This window comes from Paludibacterium denitrificans (genome assembly GCF_009707705.1).
In the GTDB taxonomy this organism is placed as follows: Bacteria; Pseudomonadota; Gammaproteobacteria; order Burkholderiales; family Chromobacteriaceae; genus Paludibacterium_A; species Paludibacterium_A denitrificans.
On record NZ_WLYX01000001.1, the window covers coordinates 2,840,086 to 2,855,318 of the forward strand.

The 15,233-nt window shown below is 57.2% G+C and carries 23 protein-coding genes, 1 other RNA gene and 6 pseudogenes; 7 read left to right on the forward strand and 23 right to left on the reverse strand.

Going from position 1 to position 15,233, the window contains the following annotated elements:
• Position 1 precedes the first annotated feature (1 nt).
• The 4 genes and pseudogenes from istB to GKE73_RS18265 form a co-directional block, all read right to left on the reverse strand.
• Positions 2 to 740: pseudogene (gene istB / locus GKE73_RS18250) on the reverse strand (IS21-like element helper ATPase IstB).
• Positions 733 to 951: a hypothetical protein gene (locus GKE73_RS18255; protein WP_230371015.1), complete on the reverse strand. Its 219-nt coding sequence runs from the start codon at positions 949 to 951 to the stop codon at positions 733 to 735. The pseudogene istB and the gene GKE73_RS18255 overlap by 8 nt, the downstream one beginning before the upstream one ends.
• A 267-nt stretch (positions 952 to 1,218) precedes the next feature.
• Complete coding sequence (locus GKE73_RS18260; RefSeq protein WP_230369798.1) at positions 1,219 to 1,494, reverse strand: Mu transposase domain-containing protein; 276 nt, start codon at positions 1,492 to 1,494, stop codon at positions 1,219 to 1,221.
• Positions 1,495 to 1,602: 108 nt separating this feature from the next.
• Positions 1,603 to 2,514, reverse strand: a complete 912-nt coding sequence (locus GKE73_RS18265) for a DDE-type integrase/transposase/recombinase (RefSeq protein WP_230371016.1) — start codon at positions 2,512 to 2,514, stop codon at positions 1,603 to 1,605.
• A 295-nt stretch (positions 2,515 to 2,809) separates the two neighbouring features.
• Here GKE73_RS18265 and GKE73_RS18270 point away from each other — a divergent pair, with 295 nt between their 5' ends.
• Positions 2,810 to 3,175, forward strand: coding sequence for a hypothetical protein (locus tag GKE73_RS18270; protein ID WP_230371017.1), 366 nt, complete (start codon positions 2,810 to 2,812; stop codon positions 3,173 to 3,175).
• A 33-nt stretch (positions 3,176 to 3,208) separates the two neighbouring features.
• On the opposite strand, the gene GKE73_RS18275 is transcribed toward GKE73_RS18270, so the two are convergent.
• From GKE73_RS18275 to GKE73_RS18320, 11 genes are all read right to left on the reverse strand, one after another.
• Complete coding sequence (locus GKE73_RS18275; RefSeq protein WP_230371018.1) at positions 3,209 to 3,688, reverse strand: phage virion morphogenesis protein; 480 nt, start codon at positions 3,686 to 3,688, stop codon at positions 3,209 to 3,211.
• Positions 3,678 to 3,830, reverse strand: a complete 153-nt coding sequence (locus GKE73_RS18280; RefSeq protein ID WP_230371019.1) for a hypothetical protein — start codon at positions 3,828 to 3,830, stop codon at positions 3,678 to 3,680. Before GKE73_RS18280 ends, GKE73_RS18275 begins: the two co-directional genes overlap by 11 nt.
• Before the next feature lie 35 nt (positions 3,831 to 3,865).
• On the reverse strand, positions 3,866 to 4,057 hold the full coding sequence (locus tag GKE73_RS18285; protein WP_230371020.1) for a hypothetical protein: 192 nt from the start codon (positions 4,055 to 4,057) through the stop codon (positions 3,866 to 3,868).
• A complete protein-coding gene (locus tag GKE73_RS18290; RefSeq protein ID WP_230371021.1) occupies positions 4,038 to 4,262 on the reverse strand; it encodes a hypothetical protein in 225 nt (74 codons plus the stop codon). Before GKE73_RS18290 ends, GKE73_RS18285 begins: the two co-directional genes overlap by 20 nt.
• A gap of 90 nt (positions 4,263 to 4,352) precedes the next feature.
• Positions 4,353 to 4,784, reverse strand: a complete 432-nt coding sequence (locus tag GKE73_RS18295) for a hypothetical protein (protein WP_230371022.1) — start codon at positions 4,782 to 4,784, stop codon at positions 4,353 to 4,355.
• 41 nt (positions 4,785 to 4,825) lie between these two features.
• Positions 4,826 to 6,385 (reverse strand): hypothetical protein, encoded by a 1,560-nt coding sequence (locus GKE73_RS18300; protein WP_230371023.1) that lies wholly within the window; start codon positions 6,383 to 6,385, stop codon positions 4,826 to 4,828.
• A gap of 64 nt (positions 6,386 to 6,449) precedes the next feature.
• Positions 6,450 to 6,608, reverse strand: a complete 159-nt coding sequence (locus tag GKE73_RS18305; protein ID WP_230371024.1) for a hypothetical protein — start codon at positions 6,606 to 6,608, stop codon at positions 6,450 to 6,452.
• Positions 6,609 to 6,611: 3 nt separating this feature from the next.
• Positions 6,612 to 6,746 carry a hypothetical protein gene (locus GKE73_RS24200; protein ID WP_280955020.1) on the reverse strand — a complete coding sequence of 45 codons (135 nt, stop codon included), beginning with the start codon at positions 6,744 to 6,746 and terminating at the stop codon, positions 6,612 to 6,614.
• Entirely contained in the window at positions 6,733 to 7,272 is a 540-nt protein-coding gene (locus GKE73_RS18310) for a hypothetical protein (protein ID WP_230371025.1), read from the reverse strand. The genes GKE73_RS24200 and GKE73_RS18310 overlap by 14 nt, the downstream gene beginning before the upstream one ends.
• A gap of 11 nt (positions 7,273 to 7,283) precedes the next feature.
• Entirely contained in the window at positions 7,284 to 7,436 is a 153-nt protein-coding gene (locus GKE73_RS18315) for a hypothetical protein (RefSeq protein ID WP_230371026.1), read from the reverse strand.
• 114 nt (positions 7,437 to 7,550) lie between these two features.
• Positions 7,551 to 7,802 (reverse strand): hypothetical protein, encoded by a 252-nt coding sequence (locus GKE73_RS18320; protein ID WP_230371027.1) that lies wholly within the window; start codon positions 7,800 to 7,802, stop codon positions 7,551 to 7,553.
• Between the two features lie 24 nt (positions 7,803 to 7,826).
• On the opposite strand from GKE73_RS18320, the gene GKE73_RS18325 reads away from it, so the two are divergent.
• Positions 7,827 to 8,006 carry a hypothetical protein gene (locus tag GKE73_RS18325; RefSeq protein WP_230371028.1) on the forward strand — a complete coding sequence of 60 codons (180 nt, stop codon included), beginning with the start codon at positions 7,827 to 7,829 and terminating at the stop codon, positions 8,004 to 8,006.
• A gap of 70 nt (positions 8,007 to 8,076) precedes the next feature.
• On the opposite strand, the gene GKE73_RS18330 is transcribed toward GKE73_RS18325, so the two are convergent.
• From GKE73_RS18330 to GKE73_RS18350, 5 genes are all read right to left on the reverse strand, one after another.
• On the reverse strand, positions 8,077 to 8,337 hold the full coding sequence (locus tag GKE73_RS18330) for a hypothetical protein (protein WP_230371029.1): 261 nt from the start codon (positions 8,335 to 8,337) through the stop codon (positions 8,077 to 8,079).
• Between the two features lies 1 nt (position 8,338).
• Complete coding sequence (locus GKE73_RS18335; RefSeq protein ID WP_230371030.1) at positions 8,339 to 8,740, reverse strand: hypothetical protein; 402 nt, start codon at positions 8,738 to 8,740, stop codon at positions 8,339 to 8,341.
• Positions 8,741 to 8,742: 2 nt separating this feature from the next.
• Entirely contained in the window at positions 8,743 to 8,937 is a 195-nt protein-coding gene (locus tag GKE73_RS18340; protein WP_230371031.1) for a hypothetical protein, read from the reverse strand.
• 43 nt (positions 8,938 to 8,980) lie between these two features.
• On the reverse strand, positions 8,981 to 9,217 hold the full coding sequence (locus GKE73_RS18345; RefSeq protein ID WP_230371032.1) for a hypothetical protein: 237 nt from the start codon (positions 9,215 to 9,217) through the stop codon (positions 8,981 to 8,983).
• Between the two features lie 80 nt (positions 9,218 to 9,297).
• Positions 9,298 to 9,798, reverse strand: a complete 501-nt coding sequence (locus GKE73_RS18350) for a major capsid protein (protein WP_230371033.1) — start codon at positions 9,796 to 9,798, stop codon at positions 9,298 to 9,300.
• Positions 9,799 to 10,057: 259 nt separating this feature from the next.
• Here GKE73_RS18350 and GKE73_RS25105 point away from each other — a divergent pair, with 259 nt between their 5' ends.
• The 3 genes and pseudogenes from GKE73_RS25105 to GKE73_RS18360 all read left to right on the forward strand — a co-directional run bounded on the left by GKE73_RS25105 (position 10,058) and on the right by GKE73_RS18360 (position 10,788).
• The gene (locus GKE73_RS25105; protein ID WP_230371034.1) at positions 10,058 to 10,414 is read left to right on the forward strand and encodes a tyrosine-type recombinase/integrase; all 357 of its coding nucleotides are present in this window, start codon (positions 10,058 to 10,060) and stop codon (positions 10,412 to 10,414) included.
• A gap of 50 nt (positions 10,415 to 10,464) precedes the next feature.
• A pseudogene (locus GKE73_RS25110) lies at positions 10,465 to 10,623 on the forward strand (site-specific integrase); the annotation flags it as partial.
• Positions 10,624 to 10,626: 3 nt separating this feature from the next.
• The gene (locus GKE73_RS18360; RefSeq protein WP_230371035.1) at positions 10,627 to 10,788 is read left to right on the forward strand and encodes a hypothetical protein; all 162 of its coding nucleotides are present in this window, start codon (positions 10,627 to 10,629) and stop codon (positions 10,786 to 10,788) included.
• A gap of 73 nt (positions 10,789 to 10,861) precedes the next feature.
• Here the strand turns inward: GKE73_RS18360 and ssrA are convergent.
• The 3 genes and pseudogenes from ssrA to ilvA form a co-directional block, all read right to left on the reverse strand.
• Positions 10,862 to 11,224: a transfer-messenger RNA gene (ssrA, locus tag GKE73_RS18365) on the reverse strand.
• A 61-nt stretch (positions 11,225 to 11,285) separates the two neighbouring features.
• Positions 11,286 to 11,934: pseudogene (locus tag GKE73_RS18370) on the reverse strand (HAD family hydrolase).
• Between the two features lie 55 nt (positions 11,935 to 11,989).
• Positions 11,990 to 13,517: pseudogene (gene ilvA, locus GKE73_RS18375) on the reverse strand (threonine ammonia-lyase, biosynthetic).
• A gap of 211 nt (positions 13,518 to 13,728) precedes the next feature.
• On the opposite strand from ilvA, the pseudogene GKE73_RS18380 reads away from it, so the two are divergent.
• Positions 13,729 to 14,872 (forward strand): annotated as a pseudogene (locus GKE73_RS18380) (D-alanyl-D-alanine carboxypeptidase family protein).
• Between the two features lie 119 nt (positions 14,873 to 14,991).
• A pseudogene (locus tag GKE73_RS18385) lies at positions 14,992 to 15,231 on the forward strand (HP0495 family protein); the annotation flags it as partial.
• Positions 15,232 to 15,233: the final 2 nt, after the last annotated feature.

The window sequence follows — 15,233 nt, forward strand, 5'->3', positions numbered from 1 at the left end:
ATCAGCCGTTTTTCCTCCTCTGCTTGAACCGGTAAGAGTCATTTCCGGTTTCCAGAATGTCGCAGTGGTGCGTCACCCGATCCAGCAGCGCAGTGGTCATCTTGGCATCGCCAAACACGCTCACCCACTCCCCGAAACTCAGATTGGTCGTGATGATCAGCGAAGTCTTCTCATACAACTGACTGATCAGGTGAAACAGCAACGCCCCACCCGATTCGGGGAATGGCAGGTAGCCCAGCTCATCCAGAATCACGGCATCCATCAGTACCAGTTGGCGTGCCAGCAGTCCCGTTTTACCCTGCTGTTTCTCTTTCTCCAACTGGTTCACCGGGTCTACCGCATTGTAGAACCGCACCCGTTTGCCCTGATGAATGGCCGCAATACCCAAGGCTGTCGCCAGGTGGGTTTTACCGGTTCCAGTGCCCCCCACCGAGGATCAGGTTGTGCGCGGTATCCAAATAGCTGCCACTCGCCAGTTGCTTGATACGGGCTGACTCCAGCGGGGTCTCTGACCAGTCAATGCCGCTCAGGTCACGGTGCACCGGGAAGCGTGCTGCTTTGAGTTGATAGCTCAGACTGCGTGCCTGTCGGTCGGCTTGTTCTGCATCGAGCAATCGTCGCAGCAGCGCCTCTCCCGAAAGGGGCTGCCGGTGAACCTCTGCTTGCAATTCGCGCCATGCTTCGGCCATGCCGTACAACCGCAGTGTTTGCAGTCGGGCCAGATGGGAGGATTCAGACATGCGCCACCTCCCGCAGGGTATCGTAGCGGTCGCAATTCGCCACCGGCTCCTCACGGAGGCTCAATGTGTCGGGTGTCTCCACCACGGCCACTCGAGGGGGGCGGGTCAATCGCCGTAACTCGTTCAGTACAATTGCCGTGCTGGGCTTACCATATTTCTGCGCCAGTTGGCAGGCCACTTCCAGCGTCTCCGTGCCGGATTCACGCGCCACCAGCAGTAGCTCGGCAAAGGCACGATCTCCCCGGGCTGTTTAAGGGCCTGCTGACGAACCGCTTCGATAGCGGGAGGGAGGACCCATTCGATGAATGGCCGCCCGTGACGGAGGGCACCAGGTTTCGTCTCCAGTATCGACAGGTAATGCCGGGGCTCGCAGACCATCTGGTCCCGGCCAAAGTGGCGAACATGGCAGGCCAGCTCCCGGCCATCGGCCACGATACGAATCGTGCTTAAGCATTGATACGTACCGAAACGACCTTGCTTACCATTCGGCGGGGACGCTATAACGGTTGCGATCCACCGAGACCAGACAGGTGCTGGAGACGCGCAACAGATGTTCGACGTAACCGTCGAACGGCATGGTGACCGGTCGCAGATGAGGGCGTTCCACCTTCAGTACATCCGCAATGGTGGCCTCTTGCGTGGGATGACGTCGTCCCGCCAGTTCTCGACAGCGCTGTTCCAGCCACTGGTTCAAGCCGCTGAAGTCAGCAAAGCGCGGCGTCGGCGTGAATAGCCATTCACGGATATTGCCCACCTGATTCTCGACCGGCCCTTCTCCCAGCCTGAAGCGTGCAGGCTACCGGCTCAAACAGGTAATGATTCGCCAGCGCCAGAAAGCGGCGATTGAACTGGCGCTCTTTGCTTAAGCAAACACTGTCTCCACCACGGTCTTGAGGTTGTCGTAGACCATCTTGTGCGGGACCCCACCGAAGAAAGCGAAGGCGCGGCGATGGGCATCGAACACCATCTCCCGGGTCTCGCGCGGATAGGCAACGACAAACATCTGCCGACTGTAGGTCAGACGGAAATGGGCTAGTTTGATGGTCTGGGTAACACCACCGAGCACCACATGTTCGTAGCTCCAGTCGAACTGACCCACTTCACCGAGGAGCGAATGACAACGGGACAAAAGCCTGTGTTCTGACGATCTTTGTAGCACTCGCATTCCAGGCCCGGACATAGCGCTGGATGCTGTCGTAGGCCCCGCGATAGCCTTCAGCTTGTAGGAATTCGAATAATCGGCGAGCCGTACGGCGCTGCGCTTTGGGCAGAGAGTGGTCGAGCTCATGTCAAAGGCTACGCCGTGCTGTTCTTTGCCAGTCAACGCCTCCATGATGGACTTGGTCCGTTGCACCTGTGGCAATAGGGCATACGCCTCGCTCATGTGGTCTTTGCCGAACACAGAGCGCAACTCGCGGATAGCGGTAAGGTTGGCCGAAGCGCTGGAAGTAATCACATCCTTTGATGTTTGCCACGCCGAGGATGTTGCTTTTGCAATCTCAAGCTGAGACATCCCGGCAGCACTCATCAAGGAAAGCTGGCGTGTGTACTCCTTGCTCGCCTCAACCGTTTTGCCCATGAATCCAAACATGGAGCTGCCGATGTGTGACAGGCCCCAGCCGACGCCGATCATCTTCAGCGCCTTGAACTTGTCTTGCAGGCTGACAACGTTTTTCTCAAGCCCCGTCAGGTCTTTTGCGATCATGCCCAAGCCAGAGCTGACCATATTGGTTAAACTGAGCTTTATGGCAACTGAATAGGCTTCGAAGGCCATGAGATACCCTTTGCGTTATCGTGTTCAGGAGTGGCTCGCCGAGCGGTTTAGATGGGTTCAATACCCACGGCAAGAGTTCATCCCACGAAACCAGACAACAAAAAAGACAGATAATGACTGGCTTGATAAGTTGCTGAGATGGATGATGTTCGGCTATGCGATGTGGTGGATTTTTTCGTCTGTATTGGCTGTTATCGCGTTTTTCGTTATTGCGTCTTTTGGGAAAGAGCCATAAATGAGAGTTTCTTTAATTTACGTGATTTTTTTTACACTATTCGTCTCTGGTTGTTCAAAGGTGGAACCAAGCATTTGCTATAGCGATGAAACAAAAAACACGGTAGGGACGTTAATAGAGAAAGAGCTAAATAACTTAGGAGAACATGCCTATAATATTGCTGTAGACAGAGGGTTTCATCCTATTGGAAAGGTAGAAACACCAATAAATGTTACTGGTTTCGTTGCGAAATCAATTGATAAAGATTCTGGAAGTGCTACCTGTGCATTTTCTTTTGAAATGACAATGTCTGGTGGAAAAGACAATACCTTCACTAGCAAGGGATTAGTTCAATTCACCAGCATGCAGGGAGAGAATGGAAGAACCGTTTCGCTTAACGAAAATGATTTGATATCCATCGTTAACTCCATGCACCGAGCAAAATAAACAAACCCGGCCTTGTCCGGGTTTTTTGCATTACTACCCGTCATACCCCAAGCTCGGGTGTATCCGCTCGCCACCCACCAGCCCTGAAACAGCCGCGTTACCAATCGTGCGTAGGATAAAGTCCATGCTCCGGAACGCGGCAGGCCCAATGACTGGACGGGGCGGAATAGTTAGCGTGCCGAGTTCGTGGTAGAACAGCTTCTTGTTTTTTGAGCCGACCACGGCCTCAAGTCCATGTACTTCATGCGTGATGCTGTCGCGCATCTCGCCGGTTCTGAGCAGCGGCGCGTCGACAGGGTAGCCATTCCCGGCCTTTTCCTGCTCGGTCGAGTCAGCCAGATCAGCCCAAGCCGGGAATGGCCCGGACGCTTGCTGGTAGTGGCCAATCTCGTCCTTGGCGGTCTGCTCGATCTTCTTGGCGCACTTTTCCAGTCCATGCTGTAACTCAACCACCTGCATGGCTGGAAGGGCGGCAAGGTGAAGGGCCAAGTCCCCGAGGCTTTTAAACTCCATCCTTGCGCTCCTTGAACTGCATGGCGTGCCAGTCGAACTCGTTGCCTTCAAACTCGCTGAACGTGATCGACATGGCCATCTGCTCATGCTTCATCAGCCGCTCCACATCAAACACTTTGTCGAAGGGAACCCCATTTCTCACCAGCCAACAGCGGCTGCGGAAATCGGGGTTCTTCGCTAGTTTTTTGCGGCGGCCTGCTCAGTCGATTGCGTGGCTTTTTCCATCTCGGCTTTGGCCGCCTCGAACTTGGCCATCAGGTGAGCGTTGATGGATGCCATACCTTCGGTACCCAGCTGCTTGAGCATGGCCTCGATCTGGGCCACAGAGCCGGGGAAGCCGAAGAACTCGTCATCGATGCTTTCCACCATGGCGGCTTAGCAGGGCGAAGCCGTTCATGTAGGTGGGGTTGGCGGCGACATCGCCACCCACGGCCATGACGAGACGCGCTTGCTGCAGCGGGTCCAGCTCGCGCAGGGTAATCACGCGGCCCTTGCTATCGGTGACGGTTTCTTTGGTCGGAGCAGCCGGTTTCGCGGCTTCCTGCGGGGTATCGTGTACTTTTACTGCTGCCATTTCGTTGTCCTCTCGTCAAAAGTCGTCAGGTTGGCGTGGCTGGCTAAGCGACGAACCCGGCCACGGTGCCCCGCTGCCACGCCGAAGGTGTTACGCCACTTTCTTGCGGCGGCGCGCGGTCCAGGTGAACTCTTGAGCGACGGTTTTCTCTCCGCTCGCGTCACCGGCATCGGTCAGGTGCAACTGCACGTTTTCGTATCGGTAAACCGACACCGAGCCGTTCGATTCGGTGATGGTTTCCGTGATGGTGGACGGATCACGGTTGACGCCGTTGAAGTAGTCGTCTTCCCACTTGGCCTGCCAGTCATCGGCGGTCGAGTTGGTGCGCTCGATGATGATGGTGCCGTTCCAGCCCTTCGGCCATTGCAGCTCATCCGTCTGCCCGTTGAGCGGGACGATCTCCTGTGTGCCCACCTTGGGCTTGCGCGTGAACTTGGTGATCTTGTCGAACCGCAACACACCGCTGGAAGTCATCACATCCAACGCAACGTCACGGCCAATCGTATAGCCTTGTAGCGGCATATCTCATACTCCGGAGGAGAAGCCCTTTCGGGCCTCTGTGGTTAGCGTGGCGAGGTGGATACGGTGATGGACACAGAGCCACCGCCTTCGACGTTGATCAGGAAGTAGCGCACCACGTTCAGGTATTTCACCTGCACGTCGGCCTGCATATAGCCCAGCGCCACGCGGCTGTCCGGGTTGTTGGTCTTGTCGATCTGCACCGAGAAGGCCGGACCGCCGTTCGGGTCTCCGATCATGGCGCCGCCTGATCTGGTTGGGTCTGCCAAGTTCGCGAGGAACGACTCCAACGTGCTTTTCTTCTCGCGGCGCAGGTCAACGGTCTGGTTCTGGCCCACCACGTCGCCGAACGAAGCGGCCAGCGTCAGCGCGATGAAGTTGGTCATCCGCGTGTAGGTGTCGCCGTTCTGCGTCGGGTTGCTGGAGCAGTTCAGGCCGGAGCGGTGGCCGAAGTAGTTGCCGCCCGGGCACGGGTTGGTGATCACATCCAGACGTGCGGTGTTGATCGCGCCGATTTCCGGCAGGCTGTACGGCTGGTTGGCCAACTGGCGCTGCGTTGCCACCACATTGCGTAGCGGCTTGTTCAGCGGCGAGATATGCGGAGCCAACGCGGCAAGCTCGGCGGCCGCGAAGGTCGCCGGAGCCAGCATGCGGTTGACGCCGTTTACCTGGTCGTACCAATACACCCAGTCACCTACCAGCACCTTGAGCGCGTAGCCATCGCAGCCAGCAGTGTTCAGAGAGGTCGATACGGTCGTATAGGACGCACCAGCCGGGCCTTGCGTCGGCAGGTAAGCGCCTTCAGACAAGCCATAGGTCAGCATCGACGGCCATTGCGTCGAGTCTGTGACGTCCACCAGGTTGATCACCTGCGCATTGGTGCCGCGCAGTGCGTACAGGCCCTTGCGAGTGGTGCCATCCATGCCGATCAATACCGAATCGGTCAGCGTGGTGGCGCCGTCCGTGCCGCCAGCAAACGCATAGGTATTGGTCGTATTCGGCGCGGCAGAAGAAGTGCCGATCGATGCCACCACCAGCTGCGACGGGCCACGGATGCCGGACTGTCCGTTGTTTACTGCGTTGACGAGCCCCTGCCAGAAAGCAGATCCGGAGCCGGTCAGGTTGTCGAAAACTTCCGGGTTCTGGCCCGGCATGATAACGGTCAGCTTGAAGCTGCCAACGGCGGTGCCAGAGATGCTGGCCTGTAGGTTGTTGCCGAGCGTGCCGGTGTAGATGCCGGTCAGCGTAGCGCCAGTCACCGGCGTGCCTGCGGTATCTTTCAGCGCGACACTGGCGGCCACATCGGTGCTATCCGTCACACGCACAGCGCGGATGTTGGAGGCGCCAAGTTGCAGCGACACGGCCACGGCGGTGGCAAGGTCATACTTGCGCACCTGCGGCTGGCCGATCATGCGTTGCTGGTCGACGGCAGAGCCGATCAGGAACGGGCTGTTCACCGGCCCCCAGCTGGCGACACCAACGATGCCGAGAACGTCCGTCGCTACGCCATTGATGAAGCGGGTTTTCGGCGGCACGACCTGCACATACAGATCGGGCGCCGACAGTGCGGCAGTATTCAAGCTGCCAGCCTGATAAATGGGCATTGTCTAGCTCCATAAATGCAAAAACCCGCCACAGGGGCGGGTTCAAGTTGTTTGAGGTAGCGGCTTATTCGGCGGCTGGCGTCTTGTTGACGTAGCTGGCGCACTCGCCAGACAGCACTTTGTCGATTTCATTCGGGTCAGTGATGCGCTGGCCCTTTTGGTAGTCGGCAAAGGGGTGGATGACCACCAGCACAAAGGCCGTGGCGTCTTGCTCATAGGGCATGGATTACTCCTGAATGGTGCGGATGGTCTGGCCGCTGTTCTGGTTGATGACGTTGATAACCGGGGCGATAACCTGCGGCGCGTCGACGGTTTGCGTCGTGGCGTAGTCAACCGTGTAGATCAGGTCACGGCGGTACATGCCACTTTTCGTTCTGGTCGGTCTGGATCGTGTGGCTGTACAGCAGGATGCCGTGCGAGCCATCGGCAAAGGCCAGATCGCTTGACACGGCCAGCGCGACATCCACCGGTCCGGCCGTCGCATCGCGTAGCGCCGGGGTCGACGTCCAAACGGTGATCTGGAACTGCTTTTCCTGCCGCTTGAGTTCACGCATGGCCGTGCCGACCGCGCCGACACGTGCGATGACGCTGTGAGGTGACGGTAGCGTGATGACAGCCCCCGAACTGCTCGCGCCGGGTATCTGCATAGCCAGTGCCGTGGCAATACTGGTCAGCGTATCCGCTGGCTGCACGGCGTAGGCGTAGCCCTTGCCGTCCACCAGCAGGTAGACGTTCTGCGGTGCAGACACCGTACCGCCCAGCGTTACCTGGTTGAGGTTGACCGTCGCTGTCAGCGTTGGCGCACCAGTGGCGGTAATAGTCCACCCCCGGCCAATATGGCGGCTGGTCTTGCGTTCGGTGGGCAGCGGGTACACGCTGACGTGCACCTTTCCGGCCTTCAGATCGGCTTCCAGTACGTTCGGTGCTTAAGCCAGCCTGGATAAGCCTTCACCGGTGCGTTGCACACGCTTGGCTGCGAGGTGCCGTGCGGGTAGACAGCGGCCGCGACAAGGCCGGACAGCGTATTGAGTACGTCGGATAGATCGGCCATCTCACACCTGTGCTTGCATGGCGGTGATCCGCCACCCCATGTCGGTCAATTCGGCACTGGAAACGACGTATCGCCGCCCAAGTTCGTCAGTAATGATGTCGCTGGTTCGCAGCGTCACCCCGTCCCATGCTTCAGCATCAGGATGGCCCACCATGGCGTACGCGTGTCACCGGGCAGCCCAGCTTCGTTGCGCTCGCCCTTTGTTCCCTGCAGCACACTGGCAGGCCAGCCAGACATCAGCACCTGCTCGGTGTCGGCGGTGTCGCCACCGTAGCCAATCTGGCCGACGCCACTATCCATGCTGACGCGCAGCACGTTCACCGTGCGATTGCACTGCACGCAGTAGATCGGCAGCGTGTCCTGCATGGCGGCGACGAAGTACGTGCCCTGATGGCCAACAAGGAAGTCGCCCGGCTGGACGCTTGTGGCGTCAAACAGGCCAAGCCGGTGGCCTGCCCGTACTTGTTCGGCTGGTTGAAGGTGAAGTTGGTCGTGAACGAGCAGGGCAGGGATTGCAGCGCGGTCGTGGACAATGGGTTATTGGCCGACGTCGCCCGGAACTGCTGGTAGCTGAAACCGATGCGTTTGGCCGCCCGCCCGTAACCCTTGTAGATCTTCGCCTGTAGCGTAGCGCCGTCCATCATTCATCCTCGCCCGGCTGTAGGTATTCAACCCGCGAGTCGATGAAACAGCGCATGTAGTCACGTTTTAGGACTTCAAGCGCGCCAATCATCCCCATCTTGCTTGCCGAATCATCTAGGGTCGGGAAATTGTCGTAAAAGCAACCGTTTTCATCTTCGATGATCAGCGCAAACTGCTTTACGCGGCCTTCTATGATCATCTGGACCAGCAGGCGCGCCTCTTCAGGCAGGGCGTTCACATGTGTGGCATCGATTTCCATGTCACCCCCTTACCACACGGATACCGCCACCCAATCCAAGTCCGAGGCCCGGTGCTGCACCAATAAACTGGCACATGCGACGCCGCCATGAATCAAACAGTCGATCCCTGTCAGACTGCTCAAGGGCGTTATGTGTCCAGACGGATGCTTGCGCCGTATCCAGATTGCCGCGAATGCCGATGATGTCCTGTTCCATGCTGTTGAGCGGCGCAAGGTAGGTATTGATCAGCACTGCCTCTTCACTGGCACTCAAGGTGGTCAGCCGATGATGAAGCGACATGGTCACCATGCCGAACTGCACATAGACCACATCCTGATCGTTGGTGATCGGCATGGTGGTGCCGGTTAAGGCATATCCCATGTAGCGGCGGACATCGGCCATTTGTGCATCGGTCAATGCCATTTTTAGACCCCTTCGTTGCCGTCCTGCTCATCAGTTTTGGTGTCGTCGGCGGAATCTTCCTTTTTGCCCTTGGACTTCTTATTCGACTCATCGAACAGCACGTGATCTTCAGTCAAATCTGACTTGTTGATGATGATGTAACCGAGCGGGTTCAGATCAGTAATTTCGGCGGTGATTTTTACGGTTTCAAGTTCCATGTCAGGCCTCCAGACAGAGGGCCGAAGCCCCCTGCTTTGTCGATTAACCCAGCAATTGGGCGATATGGTTAGACTTGATGGCTTGGCAGCCCCAAGCCAGTCGAACGTGGTAAACAAGCTGCATGAACTGGCGATAGACGGCCACGTCAAAAACGATGCCAGTCATCGGGTCTGTAACTTGGATAACGTCGTCGGCCATATCCATGGCCACACCATCGGGCCCGATCGGCATTTGCGGAGAACGAGTAATCAGCTGGATGGCGCTGGAGCTGAACGACAAGTTCGGCGTTGCCGTGGCGCCAACGGTAACGGCCGTTGCAGACGCCGGGATAGCCTGCAGTAGGCCGGGAGCCGCAATGGTTACCGCGCCAGCCGCTGCAATACCACCGGTAACAACGTATTTGTTGGAATCGCTAATACAAAGGTGATCGTGTTGCCGCTCAAGATCGTGCCAGTGCCAGTGATCAGGTTGATGCTGGTGGCGCCGACGGCATAGCCTGCCGTATCGGTGGTGTAGCTTGCGCCGGAGCCCTTGGCGACCGACTGCACCGCATTGGAGTTGCGGATCATCTGACCTTCCAGTTGGCCGATGATGCCTCGGCGAAGCAGCTCGTCAGTGCCGGATTCATTCACCTTGAACAGCACGTTCTGCTTGCCGCGCAGGTTGGCGATGGCAGAGGAGCCCAGCACCAGGTTCAGATCGGTTTGCGGAGCTCCGTTATCATCCAGGATCTTGCGAACCTGAGCGATATCGGACAGATCGCCAGCAGTACCAAACGGCGCAGTGCCGGGAGTGCCGTAAGCGCGGGAGGCATTCTGGTAAGCAGTGGCGAACAGGTCGGCTTCGATCTGGTTCGACAAGGTACGAAATGCCCTGGGTGAACTGGTTCATCAGAATGCCACCGTAGGTGCCTAACATTGTTCAGGCCGCGCTGCTCTTCACCATTCCAGCGAATCGGATAGCAGCAGATCGTGCTTACGATGCTTGGATTCAGGCGGGTGACATGAGCGTCAGCAAGGGGATAACTGATCGAACGGTGTTCAACGCCCACCAATTGGAGCAGGTGCGCGTTCTGTTGCGCGGCCTGTACGACCTGATGCCGCAGATGGAAGTTGGAGCGTGGATGTCTTTTGTGGAAAACGCAGCCCGGCGCTGGAACAAGTATGCCAAAAAGTCAGTGTTCGGCCATTCAAGAGGCGGGAAGAAATTAAGGATGATGACGTCGACCCGTTCACGCAGGAAGAGCAGTCGGCCATCCTCGCCCAGCTTACCGGGCATGGCCACAACCTTTTGAAGTTCGCATTCTGGACAGGCATGCGAACAAGTGAGCTTGTGGCGCTCGAGTGGTCAGACATCGACTTTGTGCGTGGCTATGCGAGAGTAACCAAAGCACTGACTCAGGCCGCAATGGATTTTGAGACACCAAAGACGCGGGCCGGAAAGCGTGATGTAAAGCTCCTAGCGCTTAAGCACTAGAGGCAATCAGTGCGCAGAAATCGTTGTCATTCCTGCATCCATCCGGTCGAGTGTTCCTGAATCCGAGGACTGGAAAGCCGTGGGAGGGTGACCAAGCTATCCGCAAGACGCTATGGCAGCACGCGTTGAAACGGGCAGGGGTTCGCTACCGGCGTCCATACCAGACGCGGCACACCTTCGCTTCAATGATGCTATCGGCAGGTGAGTCACCCATGTGGGTAGCCCGTCAGATGGGCCACTCGTCATGGCTTATGATCGGAAGAGTTTACGGAAAGTGGATACCGGATCAGGCTGATGCGGCAGGTGAAAAGGCAGTGGCCGCATTTAGCGGCCACGGAGTAAAACAAATGCTGGCAAAAAAGCTGGCAGAATGAGCCAAATATAGCCAATTACAGCCAGATTCTTACCATTTAGCAAATCGTAACTACTTGATTTTGCTAGGAAAAGTGGTGGAGCTTAGGGAATCGAACCCGCGTCCGAAAGTCCTCTACAGTGAGTTCTACATACTTAGCCGTGTCATTTGGATTTAACTCCGGGTCACGCCGACGGGCAGGCTGGACTGGAGCGAGTCACCTATTGTTTCGCGTTGGATCAAGTGACCCGGTACAACGCTAGCTGATGTAAAGTGACACTGCAGCGGTTTGACCCACCCGACCCATCAGCGAATCGTTGCAGTGTCTGGCGCGATTAAGCAGCCAGAGCGTAAGTTTCGTCGTTTGCGACTATATAAATTCAGTGTTTAACGGGGTGACTGAAATCCCGGTATGCCCTCAGCTGCTTTGTAACCCCCGTCGAAACCAGGTCGGCCCCAAATGCAGTAAGTCGGTCAAGTATACAGACAAGCAATAAGGCTTAGCCAGTTCCTTTTTTCTCAAAATATTTTAAGTAAGTCTTGTGGGGTGTCGATGCAATGATCGGCGCCCCAGCTGAATGGGGTGTCGTTGGCCGAAATATAGCCCCAGTTGGCCAATACGGTGCGCATACCGACGGCGCGTCCAGCCCTGGATGTCACGTTCCGCATCGCCGACATAAATGCAATGCTGCGGGGCGATGCCGATTTGTTCGGTAGCAAACAGCATGGGGAGCGGGTCCGGTTTGGCGGCGGGGGTGGTGTCGCCGCTGACGACCACGGCAGGAGCGGTAACGAAGGGCAGGGTGGGAACCAGCTGATCGGTAAACCGCATCGGTTTGTTGGTGATGATGCCCCACGGAATCTGGCGTTCGGCCAACCCGGTCAGCAGGGCGTTGATGCCGTCAAACAGGCAGGTTTGGTCGGCGAACCCGTTGGCGTAGTGGTCAAGAAACCGCAGGCGCAGGCTGTCGAAATCCGGGTGGTCGCGGTCGATGCCAAATCCTAGCTGAACCAATCCTCGAGCGCCGTGGCTGGCGATCGGGCGAATGGCTTCGTAGGGTTGCGGCGGTCGGCCTTCTTCTGCGAGAAGGCGGTTAAGGGCGGCACCCGTGTCGCGGGCGGTATCGGCGAGTGTGCCATCCAGGTCGAATAAGGCGGCTTGAATCATGAATCGGTAAGTCATGGCAAGTTCGGCCAACTTGTCAGGGTTGGCCGAACGGGGGTTAACGGATGGTTTTGCCAAGGAACAGCTTGTAGGCCGGATTATCGGTTTCGTCGACCCAAACATAGCCCAGATGGTCGAGGAAACGCTGGAATTCAGCGTTGTCTTCAGGCGGAACCTGAATGCCAACCAATGCGCGACCGTAGTCGGTACCGTGGTTACGGTAGTGGAACAGGCTGATGTTCCAGTCGGTGCGCATGGACTCAAGGAAGCGCATCAGCGCGCCCGGACGTTCCGGGAATTCGAAGCGCAGCACGCGTTCGTGCTTGAGCTGTGGTGCGTGGCCGCCAACAAGATGGCGGATGTGCAGTTTGGCCAGCTCATTATCGGTCAGGTCCAGCGCTTCCAGTTCATTGCTGGCCGGTCGCTCAGGATTTTGTCGGCATCCTGCTTACCGGCAATTTGCACGCCCACGAAAACTTGCGCTTCACGCGGGTCGGCAAAGCGGTAGTTGAATTCGGTAATGTTGCGATTGCCGATGACTGAGCAGAACTTTTTGAAGCTGCCCGGTTGTTCCGGGATCGTGACGGCGATGACGGCTTCGCGGCGTTCGCCCAGCTCGGAACGCTCCGAGACATGGCGCAGGCGGTCGAAGTTCATGTTGGCACCGCAGGTGATGGCAACCAGTGTTTCGTCGGTACAGCCTTCACGCTGGATGTAGGCCTTGGCACCGGCCACGGCCAGAGCGCCAGCCGGTTCGGCGATGGAGCGCGTGTCTTCGAAGATGTCCTTGATCGCGGCGCAGATGGCGTCGGTATCGACCAGAATGATTTCGTCCAGCAGTTCTTTACAGATGCGGAAGGTTTCTTCGCCTACCAGCTTGACGGCTACGCCATCGGCAAACAGGCCAACGTCTTTCAGTTCGACGCGTTCGCCTTTCTCGATGGATTGCTTCATGGCGTCAGAGTCAACCGGCTGAACGCCGATGATCTTGATTTCCGGCTTGAGGCGCTTGATGTAGCTGGCCACGCCAGCAGCCAGCCCGCCGCCGCCAATAGCGACAAATACGGCATTGATGGTGTCGGGGTGCTGACGCAGGATTTCCATGCCGATGGTGCCCTGTCCGGCAATCACATCGGGGTCGTCAAACGGCGGAATGTAGGTGGCGCCGGTTTCTTCGGCCAACTTCATGGCATGTTTGTAGGCGTCGCTGAACGATTCGCCAGCCAGTACCACTTTACCGCCACGGCTGGTGACGGCGTCGATCTTGATCTGCGGGGTGGTAACCGGCATGACGATGGTGGCGGTACAGCCGATTTTCTGGGCGGAGAGCGCCACGCCCGGGCATGGTTGCTTACGCTGGCGGTGATGACGCCTTGTTTCAGCTGCTCCGGCTTGAGCTTGGCCATCTTGTTATAGGCGCCGCGCAGCTTGAACGAGAATACCGGTTGCAGGTCTTCGCGCTTGAGCAGAATGGTGTTGTGGTAGCGACGGGAGAGATTGGGGGCTTTTTCCAGCGGGCTTTCGATGGCGACATCGTAAACCCGTGAAGTGAGGATACGTTCCAGATAATCTTGGTTGTCTTGCATGGTGATGCCAATGTCCGTTTCTTTTGAACTGTCAGGGTATCAGGAACAGCAACCCCTCGGAAAGTCGTGGAGGCATTTAAGTGCGGCATCCACCGCAGGCAATAAAAAGATGGCAAAAAACCCGTGAGCTTGGCCAATCCATCGTGGCTGCGGTGTGTATAATATCGGGCTACTGTATTGCGATCCCACCTCGAAGACGCACGTCTACACCATGAAAACTTTCACCAGCATGCTTGTTGCGGCAGCTATTGCGTTGCCGTCTCTTTCCTTTGCCAATACTGCCTTTGTCCCTCCGGTGCCGGAGATTGCTGGCAAGGCCTACTACCTTGTCGATTTCTACAGCGGCCAGATTCTGGCGGCGCGTGATCCCGATTCCCGAGTGGAACCGGCTTCGCTTACCAAGCTGATGACGGCTTACCTGACGTTCAAGGCGCTGAAAGAGAAACGCCTCTCGCTGGACCAGACGCTGACCGTGTCGGCCAAAGGCTGGAAGACCGAAGGGTCGCGCATGTTCCTTGATCCCAAGACGCCGACCAAGGTGGAAGACCTGATCAAGGGCATGATCGTGCAGTCGGGCAACGACGCTTGCGTTACGTTGGCCGAAGCCATTGCCGGTAGCGAAGAAGTGTTTGGTCAGATGATGACCCAGCAAGCGCAAAAGCTGGGCATGAAGGGGACGCAATTCAAGAATGCCACCGGCCTACCGGACCCTAACCATTACACCACCGTGCGTGATTTGGGCATTCTCGCCGCGGCCATCATCCGTGACTTCCCGGAGTACTATCCCATCTACTCGATGAAGTCATTCACCTACAACAACATTACCCAGCCTAACCGCAACCTGTTGCTCTACCGTGACCCGAACGTCGACGGCATGAAAACCGGGCACACCGAATCGGCAGGCTTCAACCTGATTGCATCCAGCCACCGCGATGGCCGCCGTGTGCTGTCGGTGGTGGTTGGCACGGAAAGTGCGGAGGCCCGTGCGGTTGAGAGCTCCAAATTGCTCAACTACGGCTTGCAGTTTTTCGATACGCCCAAACTATATGCTGCAGCAAAGCCGGTATCCGAGCTGCCGGTTTACAAAGGTAATGCCAAGTCGGTAGCCATCGGCTTTAGCTCTGATGTCTACGCCACGGTTCCCAAAGGCCAAGCGGCACGTCTGAAGGCAGACCTGACCACCAATCAGCCGGTCATTGCGCCGGTCAAGGCCGGACAGGTCGTTGGCAAACTGGTGGTGTCGCTCGATGGCAAGCCGGTGAACGAACGGCCGGTTGTGGCACTCAAAGCCGTGGATGAAGGCAACTTCTTCAGCTTCTTGGGACAGCATCAAGCTGATGCTTGGCAAGAAATAACCCGCTTTCCGCGACGGCGTTGCCGTCAGGACAAGCCAGCCCGGACCGATGCCCAGCCATGGTCCGGGTTTGTTGTTGTAGGAGTGAAAGTAATGACGGAACGCCAAGAGCTGCTGCAATTTCCCTGCCGTTTCCCTTTGAAAATCATGGGAGAGCAGCACGAATCATTTCAAATGACCATCATTGAGGTCGTGCGAACCCATGCGCCGGATGTGAGCGAACGCGATGTGCAAAGCCGCGACAGCTCCAGCGGCAAATATGCTTCGCTAACGGTAACGGTAACGGCAACCTCGCGAGAGCAGCTTGATAACATATATCGGTCGCTAACCAGTCACCCGATGGTGAAAGTGGTTTTCTGACC

Excerpts from the sequence above, each read along its gene's own strand:
- GKE73_RS18305 (WP_230371024.1), bottom strand. The coding sequence starts at position 6,608 with ATGCCCTATGAGCAAGACGCCACGGCCTTTGTGCTGGTGGTCATCCAC.
- GKE73_RS18340 (WP_230371031.1), bottom strand. The coding sequence starts at position 8,937 with ATGGAACTTGAAACCGTAAAAATCACCGCCGAAATTACTGATCTGAAC.
- GKE73_RS18265 (WP_230371016.1), bottom strand. The coding sequence starts at position 2,514 with ATGGCCTTCGAAGCCTATTCAGTTGCCATAAAGCTCAGTTTAACCAAT.
- GKE73_RS18295 (WP_230371022.1), bottom strand. The coding sequence starts at position 4,784 with ATGCCGCTACAAGGCTATACGATTGGCCGTGACGTTGCGTTGGATGTG.
- GKE73_RS18290 (WP_230371021.1), bottom strand. The coding sequence starts at position 4,262 with ATGGCAGCAGTAAAAGTACACGATACCCCGCAGGAAGCCGCGAAACCG.
- GKE73_RS18325 (WP_230371028.1), top strand. The coding sequence starts at position 7,827 with ATGGCCAACAAGGAAGTCGCCCGGCTGGACGCTTGTGGCGTCAAACAG.
- GKE73_RS24200 (WP_280955020.1), bottom strand. The coding sequence starts at position 6,746 with ATGTACCGCCGTGACCTGATCTACACGGTTGACTACGCCACGACGCAA.
- GKE73_RS18320 (WP_230371027.1), bottom strand. The coding sequence starts at position 7,802 with ATGCAGGACACGCTGCCGATCTACTGCGTGCAGTGCAATCGCACGGTG.
- GKE73_RS18360 (WP_230371035.1), top strand. The coding sequence starts at position 10,627 with ATGTGGGTAGCCCGTCAGATGGGCCACTCGTCATGGCTTATGATCGGA.
- GKE73_RS18335 (WP_230371030.1), bottom strand. The coding sequence starts at position 8,740 with ATGGCATTGACCGATGCACAAATGGCCGATGTCCGCCGCTACATGGGA.
- GKE73_RS18285 (WP_230371020.1), bottom strand. The coding sequence starts at position 4,057 with ATGGTGGAAAGCATCGATGACGAGTTCTTCGGCTTCCCCGGCTCTGTG.
- GKE73_RS18315 (WP_230371026.1), bottom strand. The coding sequence starts at position 7,436 with ATGGCCGATCTATCCGACGTACTCAATACGCTGTCCGGCCTTGTCGCG.
- GKE73_RS18330 (WP_230371029.1), bottom strand. The coding sequence starts at position 8,337 with ATGGAAATCGATGCCACACATGTGAACGCCCTGCCTGAAGAGGCGCGC.
- GKE73_RS18275 (WP_230371018.1), bottom strand. The coding sequence starts at position 3,688 with ATGGAGTTTAAAAGCCTCGGGGACTTGGCCCTTCACCTTGCCGCCCTT.
- GKE73_RS18300 (WP_230371023.1), bottom strand. The coding sequence starts at position 6,385 with ATGCCCATTTATCAGGCTGGCAGCTTGAATACTGCCGCACTGTCGGCG.